Here is a 16,673-nt window from a genome sequence, read left to right as displayed (position 1 = left end):
ATAAGTGGTGTTTTCGCAGGCGTTGATGCTCGCTATTTTCTGTGTGTCATATTACTTCATATTGAGTGGCAGGTTTAAATCTTCTGTGATGGTCTTTTTAATGGGGCTCATAGTTGCATTCATGAAAATTGTTGAAGACATGAGTCTCGAAAATTTATCCCAATTCATAGATTTCAACACTATCGGTTTGCTTGCAGGTATGATGATCATAGTGGGATTGCTCAAATCAACAGGCTTCTTTCAATTTGTGGCTGTTTATGCTGTTAAGATGGGGAGAGGGGATATAAGAAAGACTCTCTCTCTCATTGTTATATCAATAGCTTTGCTTTCAGCTTTTCTGGATAACGTCACGACAATATTGATCTTTGCACCTATATTGCTTTTTATATCTGATACTGTTGGAATAGATGCAAAATATTTGATGGTTACAGGAATAATAGCCTCTAACCTGGGGGGTGCGTCGACTATGATAGGCGACCCACCAAACATAATTATTGGTTCTGCAAGTAAGTTAAGTTTCAACAGTTTTATAATACACCTTGCTCCTGTGTGTATTTTGATACTTATGCTGATGTTGTTTATCTGGTTCAGGAAAATGAACTCGGATGAATCAATGAGGGAAAAAATAAAAAAACTGGCAACGACAGATCCGAAGTCAGCAATAATAGATAAAAAGAAAATGATAGCTCTGCTGTTTGTGTTTCTGGGAGTGATATTCGGTTTTGCTTTGCACGAAGTACTTGATTATGAAATGGCGTTGATATCTATGGCTGGAGCAACAATTGCCCTTGTTATATATGGAAAATCTTTTGAGGAGGCTGCAAAAGAGGTTGAATGGGACACGTTGTTCTTTTTGATAGGACTTTTTATGATAACCTATGCGATGAGAAAAGTCGGACTGATAGATTATTTAACAAATGTTATTTCGAAAGTACATTCGCCGATCATTCTAATGACAACGCTAATATGGTTTTCCGGCATACTTGCAATGTTTTTGAGCGCTGTTCCTACAGTTATTATTATGATACCAGTCGTTCAAACACTCTTATTGATGGGTTTTACCCCCGTAATCTGGTGGGCACTTTCTTTGGGAGCGTCGCTTGGTGCAAATGGTACAACAATTGGTGCTGCAGTGAATATCGTTGGTGTCTCACTGCTTGGTAAGTATGGTGGGGGGACTGTTAGATTTGTCAGCTATATGAAAAGAGCTGCACCTATAACTTTATTAATGCTGCTCATTGCGAACATTTACGTAATTTTCATCTATCTAACTGGATGGTGAGATTTTGGAAAGAATCCTTCAGAATTTTTCAGATTACCTGATGCATGTGAGAAGACTCTCTGATCACACAGTTGTTGCTTATGTGGGAGATGTAAAACAATTTTTGTGCTTTTTAATTGAAAATGATATCGAATTGAAAGATGTTTCACGGCTCCATATAGAAGAATACATAAAAAAACTTTCTAAACAGAAGACAAAGTTGAATTCAACTTCTCTGGCCAGAAAGATATCATCGTTGAGAAGCTTCTTCAATTATCTTCAGTTAACATCTATTAAAGATGAAAATCCTGTTGAAGGCATTAGAAACCCCAAAATTCGCAGAAGGATACCGGATTTTCTGTTGCCTTCTGAAATTCAAAAATTGCTTGAGTTTTCAATGAAAAATCAGCGCGATTATCTCATGCTATCCCTTCTATATTTTTGCGGCTTGAGAGTGAGTGAGTTATGTAATCTCAGAGTAGAAGATCTATCATTTTCCCCTGCTTTTGTCAAAATAACAATGGGAAAGGGGAAAAAAGATAGAATAGTGCCTTTAACCAGTAAACTTGCTGAAAAGCTTGAAAACTACATTACCAGTTGCGGAAAGTCTCCAGAAGATTACCTTTTTGGCTCACAGATTAAAATACATCCAAGTACAGTTTTCAGGATAGTGCGTAAATACACAATGATGTGTGGCATCAAAAAAAGAATTCACCCCCACACGCTCAGGCACACATTTGCTACCCATCTTCTACAAAAAGGAGTTAATATAAGAGTTGTTCAGGACCTACTTGGGCATTCTAATTTATCAACAACAAGTGTGTATCTGCATGTTGTAGATCAGGAAAAATTCGATGCAATAAACAAATTGCTGCAGGAGGGTTGAATGTGGCTGGAAAACTGACATTAATAGTGGGACCTATGTATTCTGGAAAAACTACCGAACTACTTTCTTATGTTGAAATCTACAGACTTGGAAGAAAAAAGACGATTGTTTTCAAGCCTTCGTTGGATAATCGCTATGGGGTTGATTGTGTGAAAACCCACGCTGGTGTTGAAGTAGAAGCGATTGCTGTTGAGAAATCTGCTGATGCAATGAAATACATCAAACAACCTGTAGATGCGGTTTTTGTTGATGAGGTCCAGTTTTTTGACAAGGACTTGGTTAAAATCGTCAGACAATTACTCGATCAGGATGTTGATATTTTCTGTGCCGGGCTTGATATGACTTTCAAGCAAAATCCATTCGAAACTACTATGCTTTTGATGTCGCTTGCAAATGAAATCATCAAAAAGAAAGCGGTGTGCCACATATGTGGTGAATACAACGCAACGCTTACCTACAAATTTGTTCAGGACGATTCCGAAATAGACATTGGAGGCAAAGAAAAATACATAGCTGTTTGCAGGGATTGTTATAACAAAGTTGCTTCAAAAAATGACTGAAGGAGGGCTTCGAGTTGCAGGAAAAAATTTTGACTGTGCCAGCGACTGTTGTTGATCAGCTTACAAATATGCAGGAAGGGCTGATCTATGTGGAACTGAGAGATATAGAGACAGCTGTCAAAAAATATGGTGTATTTGTTGATAGAGATATCGCTGAAAGCGATGAACGTTTCAGACAGGTAATTCCTTATGTCGTTGTAATGAATGATGACAAAATATTACTTTTAAGGAGAACTGACAAACAGGGTGAAAAAAGACTTCATAATAAATTTTCTGTGGGTGTTGGCGGACATATCAGACGGGAAGATGGTGCAGACCCATGGTGTGCATTTTTGAATGGAATGAAAAGAGAAATAGATGAAGAGGTGAAAGTAGATTTATTAGATTTACAGTACATAGGATTAATAAATGATCTTCAATCACCCGTCAGCAGGGTCCATGTTGGAGTTGCTTATATTGCAACAGCGACTTTTCATGGGTTGAACGAGCCAGATATGTTTGAATACTGGTGGAAAGCTTTGAATGAAATTCGCGTTGATGAGAAAAATCTGGAGGGATGGTCATATCTGACTATTTTGAGATTGAAAGAGCTTACGCAAAGTTAAATCTTTACTTGGACGTGCTTTCCAAAAGACCGGATGGCTATCACAATATAACAGGTCTTTTTCAAACAATAGATTTGCATGATGAACTTGAAATTAGCCAGATCGATAAACGTGGTGAAGTGAGAATAGAGACTAACATCGAAATACAAGGAACAAATTTGATAGAGAAAGCTTTCAGAACAGTTGAGAAGTTTTATAATGTGGGTTTTGGAATAAAAGTGAGACTGAAAAAAAACATCCCGATGGGATCTGGGCTTGGTGGTGGAAGTTCTGATGCAGCAGCTGTTCTTCGGTTCTTAGGAAGAAAACTTAAGATCTCCATCAAAGACTTGTTGATACTTGCTGCTGAAGTTGGATCTGATGTACCATTTTTGATTGTTGGAGGAACGGCAATAGTTGAAGGAAGAGGTGAAAAAGTTACCTTTCTCAACCCTATAAGTGATTACAGAGTAGATCTGTTTTGCCCAACAATTTCTGTTTCTACCAAGTTTGCTTATCAAATGATACACGAATCGACGTACGCAAAAAAACCGGACTTTGCTTTAAAGCTTTATGAAGCTTATTTGAAAAGGGACCATAATCAGATAAAAGCACTTTCTTACAATGTTTTTCAAGAAATAATGACTTCTAAATATCCACAAATACAGGACGCGCTTGATAAAGCTCAGAGGTGCAACCCGATTGTTGCCATGATGACAGGTAGTGGCTCATGTATTTTTGCTGTTCAAGCAGATAAAGGAAAATATAGGTTCATTGAAGATGTTTTTCAGCACCTATAAGCGCAGCGCCGATAGCACCCATCAGCACAGGGTTTTTTGGAATATCGATACGAGTGTTCATGTGTTTTTCGAGAGCAAATTTTACACCTCTGTTTTGAGCTACTCCACCTGTTAAAACAGTCGGGACATCTGCATTGACTCGCTGGCACATTGTGCCTATCCTCCGTGCAATTGCCAGGTGAACTGCGTGCAGTATATCCTCTCGCGAATGACCGTGTGATCTCAGCGAGATCACTTCGGATTCGGCAAAAACTGTGCAGACGCTGCTTATGCTTAATTCTGTTGAATATCTCAGGGAAAGTTCACCTATTTCATCCAACGGGACGTCGAGAACGTTCGCCATCACCTCGAGGAATCTTCCTGTACCAGCGGCGCATTTGTCATTCATAACAAAGTCGATTACCTTACCGTTTTCAATTCTTATCACCTTGCTATCCTGACCACCTATATCGATTACTGTGCGTGTTTGTGGCAGAAATTGATATACTCCTTTTGCATGACAGGTTATTTCAGTTATTTGCTCATCTGCAAAATCCACGGAAGACCTACCGTATCCTGTTGATACGACATAGACAGCTTCTTTTTTGATATTCAATTTTGCAAGCATTTTCTCAAAAATGGCTTTTGATGCTAAGTTAGGATAAGCGCCTGTTTTAATTATGTCTTGATAAACAATCTTCATGTCTTTGTTAATTACAGCTATTTTCGTTGTTGTTGAACCACTGTCAATTCCGACAAAGTAGTAGCATTTTCTTTCCGGTTGCTTTTCTGAATTTTTCACTAATTCTATCAAAGCCTCCATTCGTGTTTTCAATTGAGCGCTGGTGCCGCTGAGATCATTTTCAACAACAGTAAATGGAATTTTAAGGTTTCTCAGAATTTTTTCGTCGAAACCGTAGAAGTCACAAAATTTTATTGTATGTAAGATTATACCGGATGGCCTGTAGAAATTTATTATTTTTTCTATATCTCTGTTATGTGCAGATCGCATACATACGATACTTTTTTTCAAAATTCTGAAGGCCATGTTTTTGAAAACATCGTTGCTGTTAAGATTCTCACCAATTATCGCGAACGGTCCTGAACAGGTTCCATTTAAGGCATATCCCCCGCTGTCTTCGATTACCTTTATCAGGTCTTTTTCAACATAGGCTCCGAGGATCAATATTGGTATACCTTTTTTCTCAACAGAACCAATCCACTTTTGGCAGGTCATCTGTTCATAAAGCTCCGCCGAAGATCTTAAATCGTTGTTAAGCAGTTTCAAAAGCTTTTCACTTTGTTTTTGAAAATTCTTGTGTTCAATGATGAGTTTTTCATCATCGGCTTCTCCGTATCTCTGCTTGAGGTTGTTCCAGAGATTTCTCAAATCGTGAGCCAGCTTGTCGACATTTTTTTCATTTACGGTAACAGGTATGTGAAGGTCGAAAACAGTACAAGCTCTCTTTAAAAAATCTTCGCTTCTTCTCATTGAGTCACACGAATCCACCCAGATGACAATTTCTTCAGGATTCACCGAGGGAAATGAGTTTTTACAGAATGAGCATATATTCGAATGAAACAATTCAAATTCACAACCAGAGTTTTGAATACGTTTTGCAGGTATATCAAGGGCTTTAAAAAACTCAAACGGGACAAGAGGACAATTGTATACAATCACTCTATCATCTCCAAAAAGGCTTCAATTCGTGTTTTGAACTGAGCAGATGACTGATTTGAATGATCCACGCAATCTCCATCTATTGCAAGAAACGGTATTCCAAGTTTTTCAAAATTTTCCTTTATCAAATGAATGCTGCCCCACGACTGCTTGCAACCCCAGTGATTAAAATGTATAACGCCATCAACCTTGAAATCCAGCGCCAATTTGCTAACAAAATCTATTCTTTTTTCAACGGGACCAATTTCCGGGTTTAGCATGAGTTTCTTCGCAAGAGATTGAAAAGGATGCACCGGATCTACCTGCCAGTACAGCCAATCCCATTCGAACTCACTCGTTGCAACAATTGTTTTAGAAGTTCTGCAAAAGATTTTGTAGAGTTCGTTATCGTAATATGGTGCGAGGTGTAACCAGAGAATTTTTTTATTGTTTTCTGGTGGTTTGTCGTATTTGATAAGTGATTTTGCAGCCTTTAAAATATAATGCTTTGGGGCGATATGAAAAGAATACAGTGCGTTGACATGCTGGTACAATTCCATTGGTAGCGGTCTAATGCAAAGTTTATGGTAGGCTTCTCTCATTATATCGAGGGCCTCTTTTTCTATTTCAAGTTGTTTTACAAGTTCTGAATAGACAAATTTCCTTCCAAGATGGTTTTCTATGTTGAAAATAAGATCTTCCATTTGCCTGACCAGATATTCTTCGCTGCCCAAGTGATTGTTTCTTGGAACATCTATGACATAAAGAGGTACTGAATACAGTTTCGAATATGTGGTGAATACAGGGATATTTCCATCACAGAGAATATTCGTTGTTGCTACAAAGGAAGGACCTGGAAAAAAACCCGAGTAACTTATGCCGATTCCTGTCCTGTGAAAGGTGCAAAGATTTCGAGAAATTCCCAAAGATTCGGCTTTTGTTATAGCTGTGTCCTCAAGGAGCATAGAAGCAAACATTCCAGATAATCCTTCGGCAGAAACACAATTGAGTCTGAATGCGTGTATAATTTCAACAGGGAAAAATAGATTGACCCATGCTGTATCACCGCACACAGCTTTTTGTACAGCTTTCAATGCCGCAAAATCCATCCAGCTGGTGAAGTCATTTCTGGTAATGGCAGCCATTTTTCTTCTTGCTAATTCTGCTGACAAGCCAAGATTCAAAAATCTTTTGAACAGCAACGGTTTATCGAGAAATTTTTTCAGAAATCTGCCAAACGCAACGCTTTTCTCACTCATATATGTTTGTTGATCCTCCCGTTTGAGACTGCTTGTTATGGCACAAGAAACAGTATACTATATCTGTAAGAGACTCTTGAATCTGGAGGGAGATAGTGTGTGCGGAGTCTTTGGAATAATCTTCGAAGAAGAGCGCGAAGATCTCGGGAAGATCCTGACAGCAGCTGCTAAAAGATTGGTTTACAGGGGTTATGATTCTGTAGGTATTGGGGTTGTGAGTGAAAGTGGAAGTTCTGATCTGAGAAAAGATGTAGGTATAGTCGATGAGGTCAACCAGAAATTGAACTTTGAACAGATGAAGGGGTTCAAAGGTATTGTTCAGCTCAGATGGGCCACCTTTGGGACACCATCGCAAAAAAATGCCCAGCCTCACTATGATTGTGACAAAAATATGATAGGTGCTCATAATGGGAACATAATCAATACAGTTCAGTTGAGAAAGCTTTTTACTGAAGAAGGTCATACACTGAGGAGTGAAAATGATGGTGAGATAGTAGTTCACGCCATAGAAAAATTTTATGATATCCATCATAATATGGATCTCGCTATTCAGAAAGCTGGCGAAATACTGAAAGGTGACTTTGCGTGTGTTATAACCTGTGTTGATGATAGAAAAATGTATTGCATTAAACGTGGATCTTCTCTTTATCTCGGAGTCGGAAAAGGATTTGTCTGCGCCTCATCTGATCTACCATCAATTATTCCATTGACTCGTAGAATAGTTCCTTTAAGAGATGGAGAGTACGTCGAGTTTGATCATTGTTCTTACAGAATCAGAGATATCAAAACTGGCGATGAAATACAGAGAGAACCTCAAATTATGGACATTTCTTCTGAGGCCGCTTCCAAGCTTGGTTTTGATTATTACATGCTTAAAGAGATCTATGAACAGCCCAGAACAACCTCAACTTTGCTGGAGTTTTTGAGGTTTGATATGGATCTTACAAGATACATTAATATTCTGAATCGTGCAAGAAATATCTTTATAGTAGGATCGGGCAGTTCTTATCACGCATCACTTGCCGGTAGTTATTTTTTCAACAAGTTCGCAAAAAAAGTTTCTGTATCATGTGAGGCAGGAAGGTTTGTTGAAAATTATGCAAATGCGGTTGGAGAAGAAGATGTGCTTATTTTGGTTTCTCAAAGTGGAGAAACCAAGGATGTGATAAACGTTCTCAACTCTCTCGATGGCAAATGCACTGTGCTATCGATTGTAAATGTTACGGGATCCACGGTAATGATGAGAAGTCTTTTAAATGTGCCTCTTTGTTGTGAATTAGAGATATCAGTGCCGGCAACGAAGACTTTTATTAACGAACTCACTGTGCTTTATTATCTCGCGGCAAAGATGAGTTTTGACGATAATTATATAAAACAGATTAAGAATCTGCCAGAATTGCTCGAGAAAACACTCCATCAAGCAGAGCCTCAAATAAAAGAATTGGTAGAATCACAGACAAATTTTTCTGATTCATATGTGCTTGGTTACGGTGTTATGCACCCTGTAGCGCTCGAAGGGGCTTTGAAGATAAAAGAAGTTGTTTACAGGCACTTTGAGGGAATGTATTCTTCAGAATTCAAGCATGGTCCACTGTCGATGGTTGAGGAAAATTATCCTGTCTTTTTTGTTACTCACAGCTCTCAAACCAACATGATTGTGTCTCACATAAACGAAGTAACATGCAGAAACGGGTATGCAATAGCTATTTCTGACGATTCTGAAGAAATTGCATCAAATGTTATGAAAGTGGTTCATTATCCAAATTGTCCATGGTATTTGTCTCCTTTTCTGGCTACAATCCCACTTCAGCTTTTTGCTTACCATTTTGCTATCAGAGAAGGAAAAAATCCAGATCTACCAAGAAATCTTTCCAAAACAGTGACGGTTGATTAGAGAGGAGGGTTATTGTGCCATTTTATAGGTATTATTGTGAAAAATGTAAAAAGGAATTCGAGTTTTTTATGAAAATGGGAGAAAAAGCCCCAGATTGTCCGGACTGCGGAGGGGAATTAGTAAAGCAGTTGCCAAGAATTCAGATAAAAGGTTCATCAAATTCCTGTTCTTCAGGGAGTTGCTCTGGTTGTTCTGGTTGTTCAACTCATGCTTGAGGGGGAAATTTTATGAAAGCGGAATATGATGATCTGGTTTATCGCTGCCCATATCTGCCAGATTTTTCTACAAGTGCAGAAATAGAACCTGCTCAGGGATTCATAGGTCAGGAAAGAGCTAAAAAAGCTGTTGAAACAGCTTTAAAAATCAACGAAAAGGGTTTCAATGTCTTTGTAGTTGGTTTGCCCGGAACAGGTCGCAGAAGTTTTGTAACATCTTTTTTACAAAAATATTCACTAAAAATGCCTGCTCCAAAAGACTGGGTCTATGTTTATAATTTTTCAAATCCATCAGAGCCGAGGGCGATTTCCTTAGAATCAGGAAAAGGATCGCAATTAAAGTCTGATATGGAAAAACTCTCAGAAGAAGTCATTGAGCTGGTAGAAAAAACATTTGAAAGCGAGGATTATGCTTCGAAAAGATCTGAACTTGAAGATGAATATATGCGAAAGAAGACTGTATTGTGGCAAGAACTTCAGGAAAAAGCGAAAGAACTTGGTTTCGCAGTTCAGATCACTTCTACTGGAGTCGTGACTGTGCCAATTTACGATGGAAAACCATTAACTCCTGAAACACTGGATTCTTTACCAGATAATGTGAAAGAGATGTTCAACGAGAATAGCCGAAAGTTGAAACATATAATAGATGGAACACTTTATAAATCAAGAAAACTTGACAGAGAATACAAAGAAAAACTGAAAGATCTCGACAAATATGCCGCACTGTTTACCATAGGAGCTCTATTTGATGAGATAAAGAAACAATATGAGTCAAATTACGACGTTGTTGAATATCTCAGTACTGTGGAAAATGACGTACTTGCAAATCTCAGTGATCTGAGAAGTGAAAACGAGGACCTCAGACAACTGTACAAAAAACGATATTCTGTCAACCTGATTGTCGATAATTCTGAGCTGCAGGGAGCACCGGTGATTTTTGAAAGGAATCCCACTTATTCGAACCTCGCTGGTAAGGTTGAGTATTACAGCAAGGGCGGAATAATGTTGACTGATTTTACGCTTATCAAAGCCGGAGCTTTTCACCGAGCAAACGGTGGTTTTCTGATTCTCGAAGTCGAAAATCTTTTGAAGAATCCGTATGCCTGGGAATGTGTCAAAAGAGCTTTACTATCTGAGGAAATAACGATCGAGAATTTAGAAAATGCCCTCGGATTTTCAAATGTTGTTTCACTTAGACCCCAGCCAATACCATTGAATGTGAAAGTCTTTTTAATAGCCTCCCCAAAAGTTTATTATCTCATGCATGCGTATGATGAAGATGTTAGAAAGCTTTTCAGAGTTAAAAGTGAGTTTGACTGGGAGCTTGAAATGAACGAAGATAATGTGAAGAAATATCTTGGATTTATTTCATCAACTTGTTGTGAATTTAAATTGCCTCATCTCAACCGTGAAGCTGTTGAAAAAATCCTCTGGTATTCTTCAAAACTTGCTGCAGATAGAGGAAAACTCTCTGTCAAACTCGGAGAAATCAGTAGTTTGATCAGAGAAGCGTGCAGCATTGCTGAAGAACGCGAGAATAAAACAATCACAAGGCAGGATGTAGTATGTGCAATTGAACAGAGGGAAGAAAGAGTGAGTTTGATTCAAGAAAAGTATGATTCTCAAATAAAAGCCCGAGATCTGATGATTGAGACGTCGGGAAATAAAATAGGGCAGGTGAACGGATTAACTGTGATGGAACTTTCTGACCATAGTTTCGGTGTGCCTGTAAAAATTACCGCCAGGGCTCATTTAGGTAAATCAGGGGTTGTTGACATACAGAGAGAAGCAGATTTGAGTGGAAAAATTCACAGCAAAGCGGTTTTAACAATTGAGGGGTTTTTTGGCGAACGTTATGCCAGGCATGTTCCATTATCTATCAGTGCAACAATAAATTTCGAACAGGTCTATGGAATGATAGAAGGTGATAGTGCATCGCTGGCGGAGGTCATAGCTTTAATAAGTGCTATTGCAAAAATACCTGTGAAACAGGAAATAGCAGTCACTGGCTCTATGAATCAGCATGGAGAAGTCCAGCCAGTTGGGGGAGTTACTGAAAAAGTTGAAGGCTTTCATAGAGCCTGTAAATTACATGGTATGACAGGCAGCCAAGGAGTGGTAATACCAAAATCAAATTTGAAAAATCTTGTTCTTAACGATGGTGTTTTATCAGATATTAAGCAGGGCAGATTTCATATCTGGACCGTAGAGCACGTCGATGATGCTATAGAGCTTCTCACCGGTAAGAAAGCGGGCAAATTGACGAAAACAGGTGGTTATGAGCGTGGTTCGGTAAATTATCTGGTTATCAAAGCTCTTCAGAAAGCCAGGGAGATATCAGAAAACAGAGTTAAAACATTAAAGAGGAGAAAAACCAGAAAGAGTAAATAAATTCAGCCTTTGCTTTTTCTTTTTTCGAAATTCATTTCTGCTATAGATTTTTGAAGGTAAAGAGGTTCAAGCTCGTGGGGTTTGAGAATGGATTTACTTTTTATCTTTTCGAACACCTTGTTCAATAGAACCTCACCTCTGATAGCTTCGAGCTCATCAGGAGCTGTTTGTGCAATATGTTCAAAGAGTTTTTTTGCATCACCAACTACAATTGGATTATTAAGGGTTTGAACAAAATGTTTAGCCTTTTCAAATTCCATCACAGATGGTTTCAGCATTTCTGTGTTTTCTTTATAGCAAGCTATGTAGACATATCCTTCACGTGCTTTTTTAACTATTACTATTTCGCCCTGATGGTATAGAAAATTTGCTGCGACAACCTCGGATGATGTGACGGCAACAACATTTTTAGAAAAAGCGTGGGCCATCCCTTGAATAAAAGCTATCCCAATTCTCAATCCGGTAAGGCTACCAGGCCCAACGCCACATCCAAAAAGATCGATAGACCCTTTATTAACATCTGCCATGTTGAGAAATTCATGAACCAGAGGGCCTATTTTACTTGCATGTTTCTCGACTCCTCTGTAATTAAGTGTGAGTATATTTTGTTCATTGGAGTACGCTATAACCAGAGTGTCTGTAGAAGTATCTATAGCAAAAATTTTCACGGTAATCTCCCTTTCAATTTTTTCATCAATTGCGATGGTTCTTCGCAGGAAATGAATAAAAATCCATCCTGTTCGTAGAAATCAAGCATTTTATCATTTTTAAACAGAAAAACATTTCCCTCAGACTGTGCAAGTTTTGCATCTATATGCATCTTTTCCAGTAACGTATTGTAAGAATCTTCTATGAGAGAATTTTTCAAAGCTATTAAGACTATTTGTCCACCTTTTTTGTAGAACTCTACGAGATTCTCTATTTCAAAATCGTTGAGCATTCTCAGTTCAGGAAAACTATCTTTCGAGGGTAGAGTTAAGAATACCATCGAGGCATTTGGAACTTTTTTGAAAAATCTTTGAGAATATTCAACCTGATAACCCTGATTTTCTATATCAATTTGTGCAGTTTTCCAGAAAGATTCATAAGTATTTTCATGCGACTGGTCAACTATTATAAGCCCTTTTTTGACTTCAACAGTTCCGGTTTGGGCTTTGAAACCATTCAAAAAGACTTCAACGGTTTGAATACCACTCTCGACATTAGATAAAGGCACCGTAATCTGCTTTATTTCTCTTGCTTTTAATTCAGCTTCTGTTCTGGCTGGCACATTAGAAATTTTAACGCTGATATCGCAATGAACAGGTAAATTTGATGTATTTATGAGGTCGAAATACACATCTACATTCCTTCCGCTTACTTTTTCATGCAAATTAACCACGTGAACATCTCCATATTGTACCCAGATAGGCGAGGTTACTATTTCGTCCCAGTCATTCTGAATCACGTAAAGAAAATACCACTCGTAACCATCTGGAGGCACAATCCTATAGCTGGTTGAAAATTCGTTCGAATTGATTCGCCATTTTGCCACATCTCCGCTCTGGGATACTAACACTGCCTCATAAAATGGTTCATCATCGCTTAATTTTATCTCGAAGTTCAGCTGGGTGGCATCTTTTAAAATAGATCCCATCCAGAAATCGTTGCATTTGAAGAGTATTTTTGCATTTTTATCCTCGGTTGCATAAGTTCTTCGCTGCTTGAGAGCTTCCATAATCGAATTGTAAGTCAGTGCGTCAGCAAGAATAGCAGTTCTTGTATCATTTGCTGATCCCCAGTTTGGTCTGTGGTTGTCCTGATTTGCCGTTGCTCCCACATGCCATCCTTTGTTCAATGCCAGAATATAATTAGAATACATTTCTTTTGTTATAGTTCTCCTGCTTGTATTACCGTTCCCAACTTCGATTAGATTTATATATTTGTCTGCTTCCAGATCATATTCAAAATCGTAGAAATTTCCGTATGTTACTCCCGGATGATTAAATTGAGCAAGGGCTCTGTGAGAAACAATCCATTTATAGAGATTTTTGAGATCGGATTCGTTTCTATCAGTCCAGTCTGTAGTACCATAAACATTTATATGTCCTACCCCACCAGTCCATTCAAATCCCCACATCGCAACAAACTTACCTTCGACCGTAGCATCTTCTGCCATCTTTTTGGTTAACAACAATTTATCCTGATTGTCGATTTTTTGCCGAAAATAATAAGCATGGTCTGTTATTGCCTGAATATCAACATAATTTTTTGCATATGTGTAGGCATCTGTGGGAGTAGAAGAGCCATCTGAAAAAGCAGTATGTGCGTGTATGTTAGCAAAATAAAAATTGTACGCTACGGCGTTTATGGAAAAAATCACCAGGGCAAGCAGTAAAAACTTTTTCAATTTTTACACCTCCATAATGTATTATCTGAGTAATTTTTTCAAAAATTGTCCTGTGTAAGAGGACTCGACTTTTGCAATTTCTTCAGGAGTGCCGGTTGCAACCACATAGCCCCCCTGTTCTCCTCCTTCAGGACCAAGATCTATTATATAATCTGCATTTTTAATGACGTCCAGGTTGTGTTCTATTACTATTACTGTGTTCCCTCTATCAACAAGTCTGTGAAGAACATTTATCAATCTCCTGATGTCCTCAAAATGTAGTCCTACGGTGGGTTCGTCTAAAATATAGACTGTCTTTCCTGTTGGCAGCTTCCTCAGCTCTGAAGCAAGCTTTACTCGTTGAGATTCACCACCTGATAAGGTTGTAGCAGGTTGTCCAAGTTTTATATACCCCAATCCGACTTCAGACAAAAGCTTCAAGGTTCTGAATATCACTGGTACATTTTTAAAAAACTCGAGTGCTTCGTCAACAGACATTTCGAGAACATCGTGTATGTTTTTGCCTTTGTATCTAACTTGAAGAGTTTCTTCATTATAGCGTTTTCCTTTGCAAACTTCACATTCGACGTAAACATCAGCCAAAAACAACATTTCTATTTTTACAAGCCCATGGCCCTGACATGCCTCGCATCTTCCTCCTTTCAGGTTGAAACTGAATCTACTTTTGGAATACCCCTTTGCTTTTGCTTCTGGTGTCATTGCAAAAAGTTCTCTTATACTGTCAAATACCTTGGTGTATGTTGCTGGGTTGCTTCGAGGTGTCCTTCCTATAGGAGACTGGTCTATGGCGATTACCTTGTCTACATTTTCCAATCCTTCGATTCTATCGTATTTTCCTGTTGGCAGTCTGGTTTTGTATATTTCGTTCATCAGAGCAGGATAAAGCGTGTCCAGAATCAGGGAAGATTTGCCAGAACCGGATACGCCCGTCACACAGACAAAAGTTGAAAGCGGGATACTGACTGTCAAGTTTTTAAGGTTGTTGTGGCATGCGCCAATTAGTGTTAATGTCTTTCCGTTGCCCCTGCGCCGGGATTTTGGAAAATCTATTTTTTTTGTTCCGGACAAATACTGTCCTGTGATTGACTCGCCAGGTGATTGAATTAATTTGCTTACAGGCCCAGAATAGACAACCCTTCCACCGTTTTCACCACCGAGAGGTCCCAGATCAACTATGTAATCGGCACTTCTTATCACTTCTTCGTCGTGTTCAACAACAATTACTGTATTATCAAGGTCTCTCAATTTTTTCAAAGTATTTATCAATTTCATATTGTCCCTTTGGTGGAGCCCTATTGTTGGTTCATCCAAAACATACGTGACACCTGTCAGGCCAGAACCTATCTGTGTTGCAAGCCTTATTCTTTGCGCTTCACCACCAGAGAGTGTGTTAACAGTGCGAGAAAGCGTTAAATACCCTAAGCCAACATCAATCATGAACTGAAGTCTTCTTCTAATTTCTTCAGTTAATTCGCCTGCAATTTTTTGCTCTCTTTCCTCAAAAGATTCCTGCAATTTCAAGATGAAATCGTAAGCTTTTTCTATCGTTAATTCCGTTACATCAATTATATTCAATCCATTTATAGTTACAGATAGAGCCTCCGGTTTCAGCTTCTTTCCTCCGCATACGGGGCAGGTTCTCTGAACTATGAATTTTCTTTCGATCCATTCTTTTACATCCTCTGACTCAGTTTCTCTATATCTTCTTTCCAGATTATTGATTACTCCCTCAAATTGCCCGTATCCGTAAAGTACAGCTTCCTGGATGTGATGGGGTAACTGCGAAAAAGCGATATTTGTTGAACCACCAAGCAAGCGAACAGTTTGCTTTATGAGGGATAAATAATATCCGTCATTGCTATATGGCACAATTGCACCCTCATCGATGCTTACATTCGTATTCAAAACAAGCTGAGGATCTACTTGGAGATTGTAACCCAGACCATGGCAATGTGGGCAAGCTCCATACGGGTTATTGAACGAAAATAATTTTGGGTTTATCTCTGGCAAGCCTATATTACATACTGGGCACATCATATGTTCGCTAAATGTCAGTGTTTCGTTTGAATCAATATTCTTGACTTCGACAAATCCGTTACTTTCTCTGAAAGCTATTTCTATATCATCCGCTATTCTGTATTTTTCTTCACTGTTCAGAATTAATCTGTCAATTAAAAGTTTAATTGTATGCCTTTTGTTTTTGTCAAGTTCGTCTATTTCCTCTAATCTTATAATTTCTCCGTCCACTTCCGCCCGAACAAACCCTTTTGCAACAAGGGCTGAAAATTCTTTTTTGAAGGAACCTTTTTTGTCAATCGCAATTGGAGAAAGTATATATATCCTCACGCCTTTTTGAAATTTTGAAAAAAGGTCGTTCACAATTTGATCAACACTCTTTTTCTCCACAGGCCTTCCACAGGACGGACAGTGTGGTTGACCGATCTTTGCGAAAAGGACTCGCAAGTAATCATAAACTTCTGTTGTTGTTCCTACTGTAGATCGCGGATTGTGTGAGACACTTCTCTGATCGATCGCAATTGCTGGAGAAAGCCCTTCTATAGAATCAACATCTGGTTTTTTAAGCTCGCCAAGAAACTGCCTGGCATAAGTAGAAAGAGATTCCAGATATCTTCTCTGACCTTCGGCATATATGGTATCCATCGCAAGGGTTGATTTCCCCGAACCGGACAGCCCAGTTATGACTGTTATTTTTCCTTTTGGAATCTCTACTGAAATGTTTTTAAGATTATGAACGCGGGCCCCTTTGACCTTTATATTATTCAAATGATTCACCT

The 16,673-nt window shown here is 38.6% G+C and carries 13 protein-coding genes; 8 read left to right on the top strand and 5 right to left on the bottom strand.

The window, feature by feature from the left end; genetic code table 11:
* Positions 1–4 precede the first annotated feature (4 nt).
* The 5 genes from TLET_RS07670 to ispE are packed head-to-tail and all read left to right on the top strand — an operon-like array spanning position 5 to position 4,091.
* The gene (locus tag TLET_RS07670) at positions 5–1,282 is read left to right on the top strand and encodes an ArsB/NhaD family transporter (RefSeq protein ID WP_228369007.1); all 1,278 of its coding nucleotides are present in this window, start codon (positions 5–7) and stop codon (positions 1,280–1,282) included.
* Positions 1,283–1,286: 4 nt separating this feature from the next.
* A complete protein-coding gene (xerA, locus tag TLET_RS07665; protein ID WP_012003524.1) occupies positions 1,287–2,147 on the top strand; it encodes a site-specific tyrosine recombinase/integron integrase in 861 nt (286 codons plus the stop codon).
* 2 nt (positions 2,148–2,149) lie between these two features.
* Positions 2,150–2,707 (top strand): thymidine kinase, encoded by a 558-nt coding sequence (locus TLET_RS07660; RefSeq protein ID WP_012003523.1) that lies wholly within the window; start codon positions 2,150–2,152, stop codon positions 2,705–2,707.
* A gap of 14 nt (positions 2,708–2,721) precedes the next feature.
* Positions 2,722–3,312: an NUDIX domain-containing protein gene (locus TLET_RS07655; RefSeq protein ID WP_012003522.1), complete on the top strand. Its 591-nt coding sequence runs from the start codon at positions 2,722–2,724 to the stop codon at positions 3,310–3,312.
* Complete coding sequence (ispE, locus tag TLET_RS07650; protein WP_012003521.1) at positions 3,264–4,091, top strand: 4-(cytidine 5'-diphospho)-2-C-methyl-D-erythritol kinase; 828 nt, start codon at positions 3,264–3,266, stop codon at positions 4,089–4,091. The genes TLET_RS07655 and ispE overlap by 49 nt, the downstream gene beginning before the upstream one ends.
* Here the strand turns inward: ispE and TLET_RS07645 are convergent.
* On the bottom strand, positions 4,063–5,751 hold the full coding sequence (locus TLET_RS07645; protein WP_012003520.1) for an acyl-CoA dehydratase activase: 1,689 nt from the start codon (positions 5,749–5,751) through the stop codon (positions 4,063–4,065). The two genes, ispE and TLET_RS07645, sit on opposite strands and share 29 nt — an antisense overlap.
* Positions 5,748–6,989, bottom strand: coding sequence for a 2-hydroxyacyl-CoA dehydratase subunit D (locus tag TLET_RS07640; RefSeq protein ID WP_012003519.1), 1,242 nt, complete (start codon positions 6,987–6,989; stop codon positions 5,748–5,750). The genes TLET_RS07645 and TLET_RS07640 overlap by 4 nt, the downstream gene beginning before the upstream one ends.
* A 97-nt stretch (positions 6,990–7,086) precedes the next feature.
* Between TLET_RS07640 and glmS the strand changes: the two genes are divergently transcribed.
* Genes glmS through TLET_RS07625 form a run of 3 tightly spaced genes read left to right on the top strand, consistent with a single transcriptional unit; the run spans position 7,087 to position 11,489 of the window.
* Positions 7,087–8,883, top strand: a complete 1,797-nt coding sequence (gene glmS / locus TLET_RS07635; RefSeq protein ID WP_012003518.1) for a glutamine--fructose-6-phosphate transaminase (isomerizing) — start codon at positions 7,087–7,089, stop codon at positions 8,881–8,883.
* A 14-nt stretch (positions 8,884–8,897) separates the two neighbouring features.
* Positions 8,898–9,098: an FmdB family zinc ribbon protein gene (locus TLET_RS11165; protein WP_041428441.1), complete on the top strand. Its 201-nt coding sequence runs from the start codon at positions 8,898–8,900 to the stop codon at positions 9,096–9,098.
* Between the two features lie 12 nt (positions 9,099–9,110).
* Entirely contained in the window at positions 9,111–11,489 is a 2,379-nt protein-coding gene (locus TLET_RS07625) for a Lon protease family protein (RefSeq protein ID WP_012003517.1), read from the top strand.
* Between the two features lie 2 nt (positions 11,490–11,491).
* Here TLET_RS07625 and tsaB read toward each other — a convergent pair whose 3' ends face one another.
* Genes tsaB through uvrA form a run of 3 tightly spaced genes read right to left on the bottom strand, consistent with a single transcriptional unit; the run spans position 11,492 to position 16,662 of the window.
* Positions 11,492–12,157 (bottom strand): tRNA (adenosine(37)-N6)-threonylcarbamoyltransferase complex dimerization subunit type 1 TsaB, encoded by a 666-nt coding sequence (tsaB, locus tag TLET_RS07620; protein WP_012003516.1) that lies wholly within the window; start codon positions 12,155–12,157, stop codon positions 11,492–11,494.
* Positions 12,154–13,878, bottom strand: a complete 1,725-nt coding sequence (locus tag TLET_RS07615) for a CehA/McbA family metallohydrolase (RefSeq protein WP_012003515.1) — start codon at positions 13,876–13,878, stop codon at positions 12,154–12,156. The genes tsaB and TLET_RS07615 overlap by 4 nt, the downstream gene beginning before the upstream one ends.
* A 21-nt stretch (positions 13,879–13,899) precedes the next feature.
* Positions 13,900–16,662: an excinuclease ABC subunit UvrA gene (gene uvrA, locus TLET_RS07610; RefSeq protein ID WP_012003514.1), complete on the bottom strand. Its 2,763-nt coding sequence runs from the start codon at positions 16,660–16,662 to the stop codon at positions 13,900–13,902.
* Between the last annotated feature and the right edge of the window lie 11 nt (positions 16,663–16,673).

Source organism: Pseudothermotoga lettingae TMO (genome assembly GCF_000017865.1).
In the GTDB taxonomy this organism is placed as follows: domain Bacteria; phylum Thermotogota; class Thermotogae; order Thermotogales; family DSM-5069; genus Pseudothermotoga_B; species Pseudothermotoga_B elfii.
This window is presented reverse-complemented; position numbering and strand designations above follow the sequence as displayed.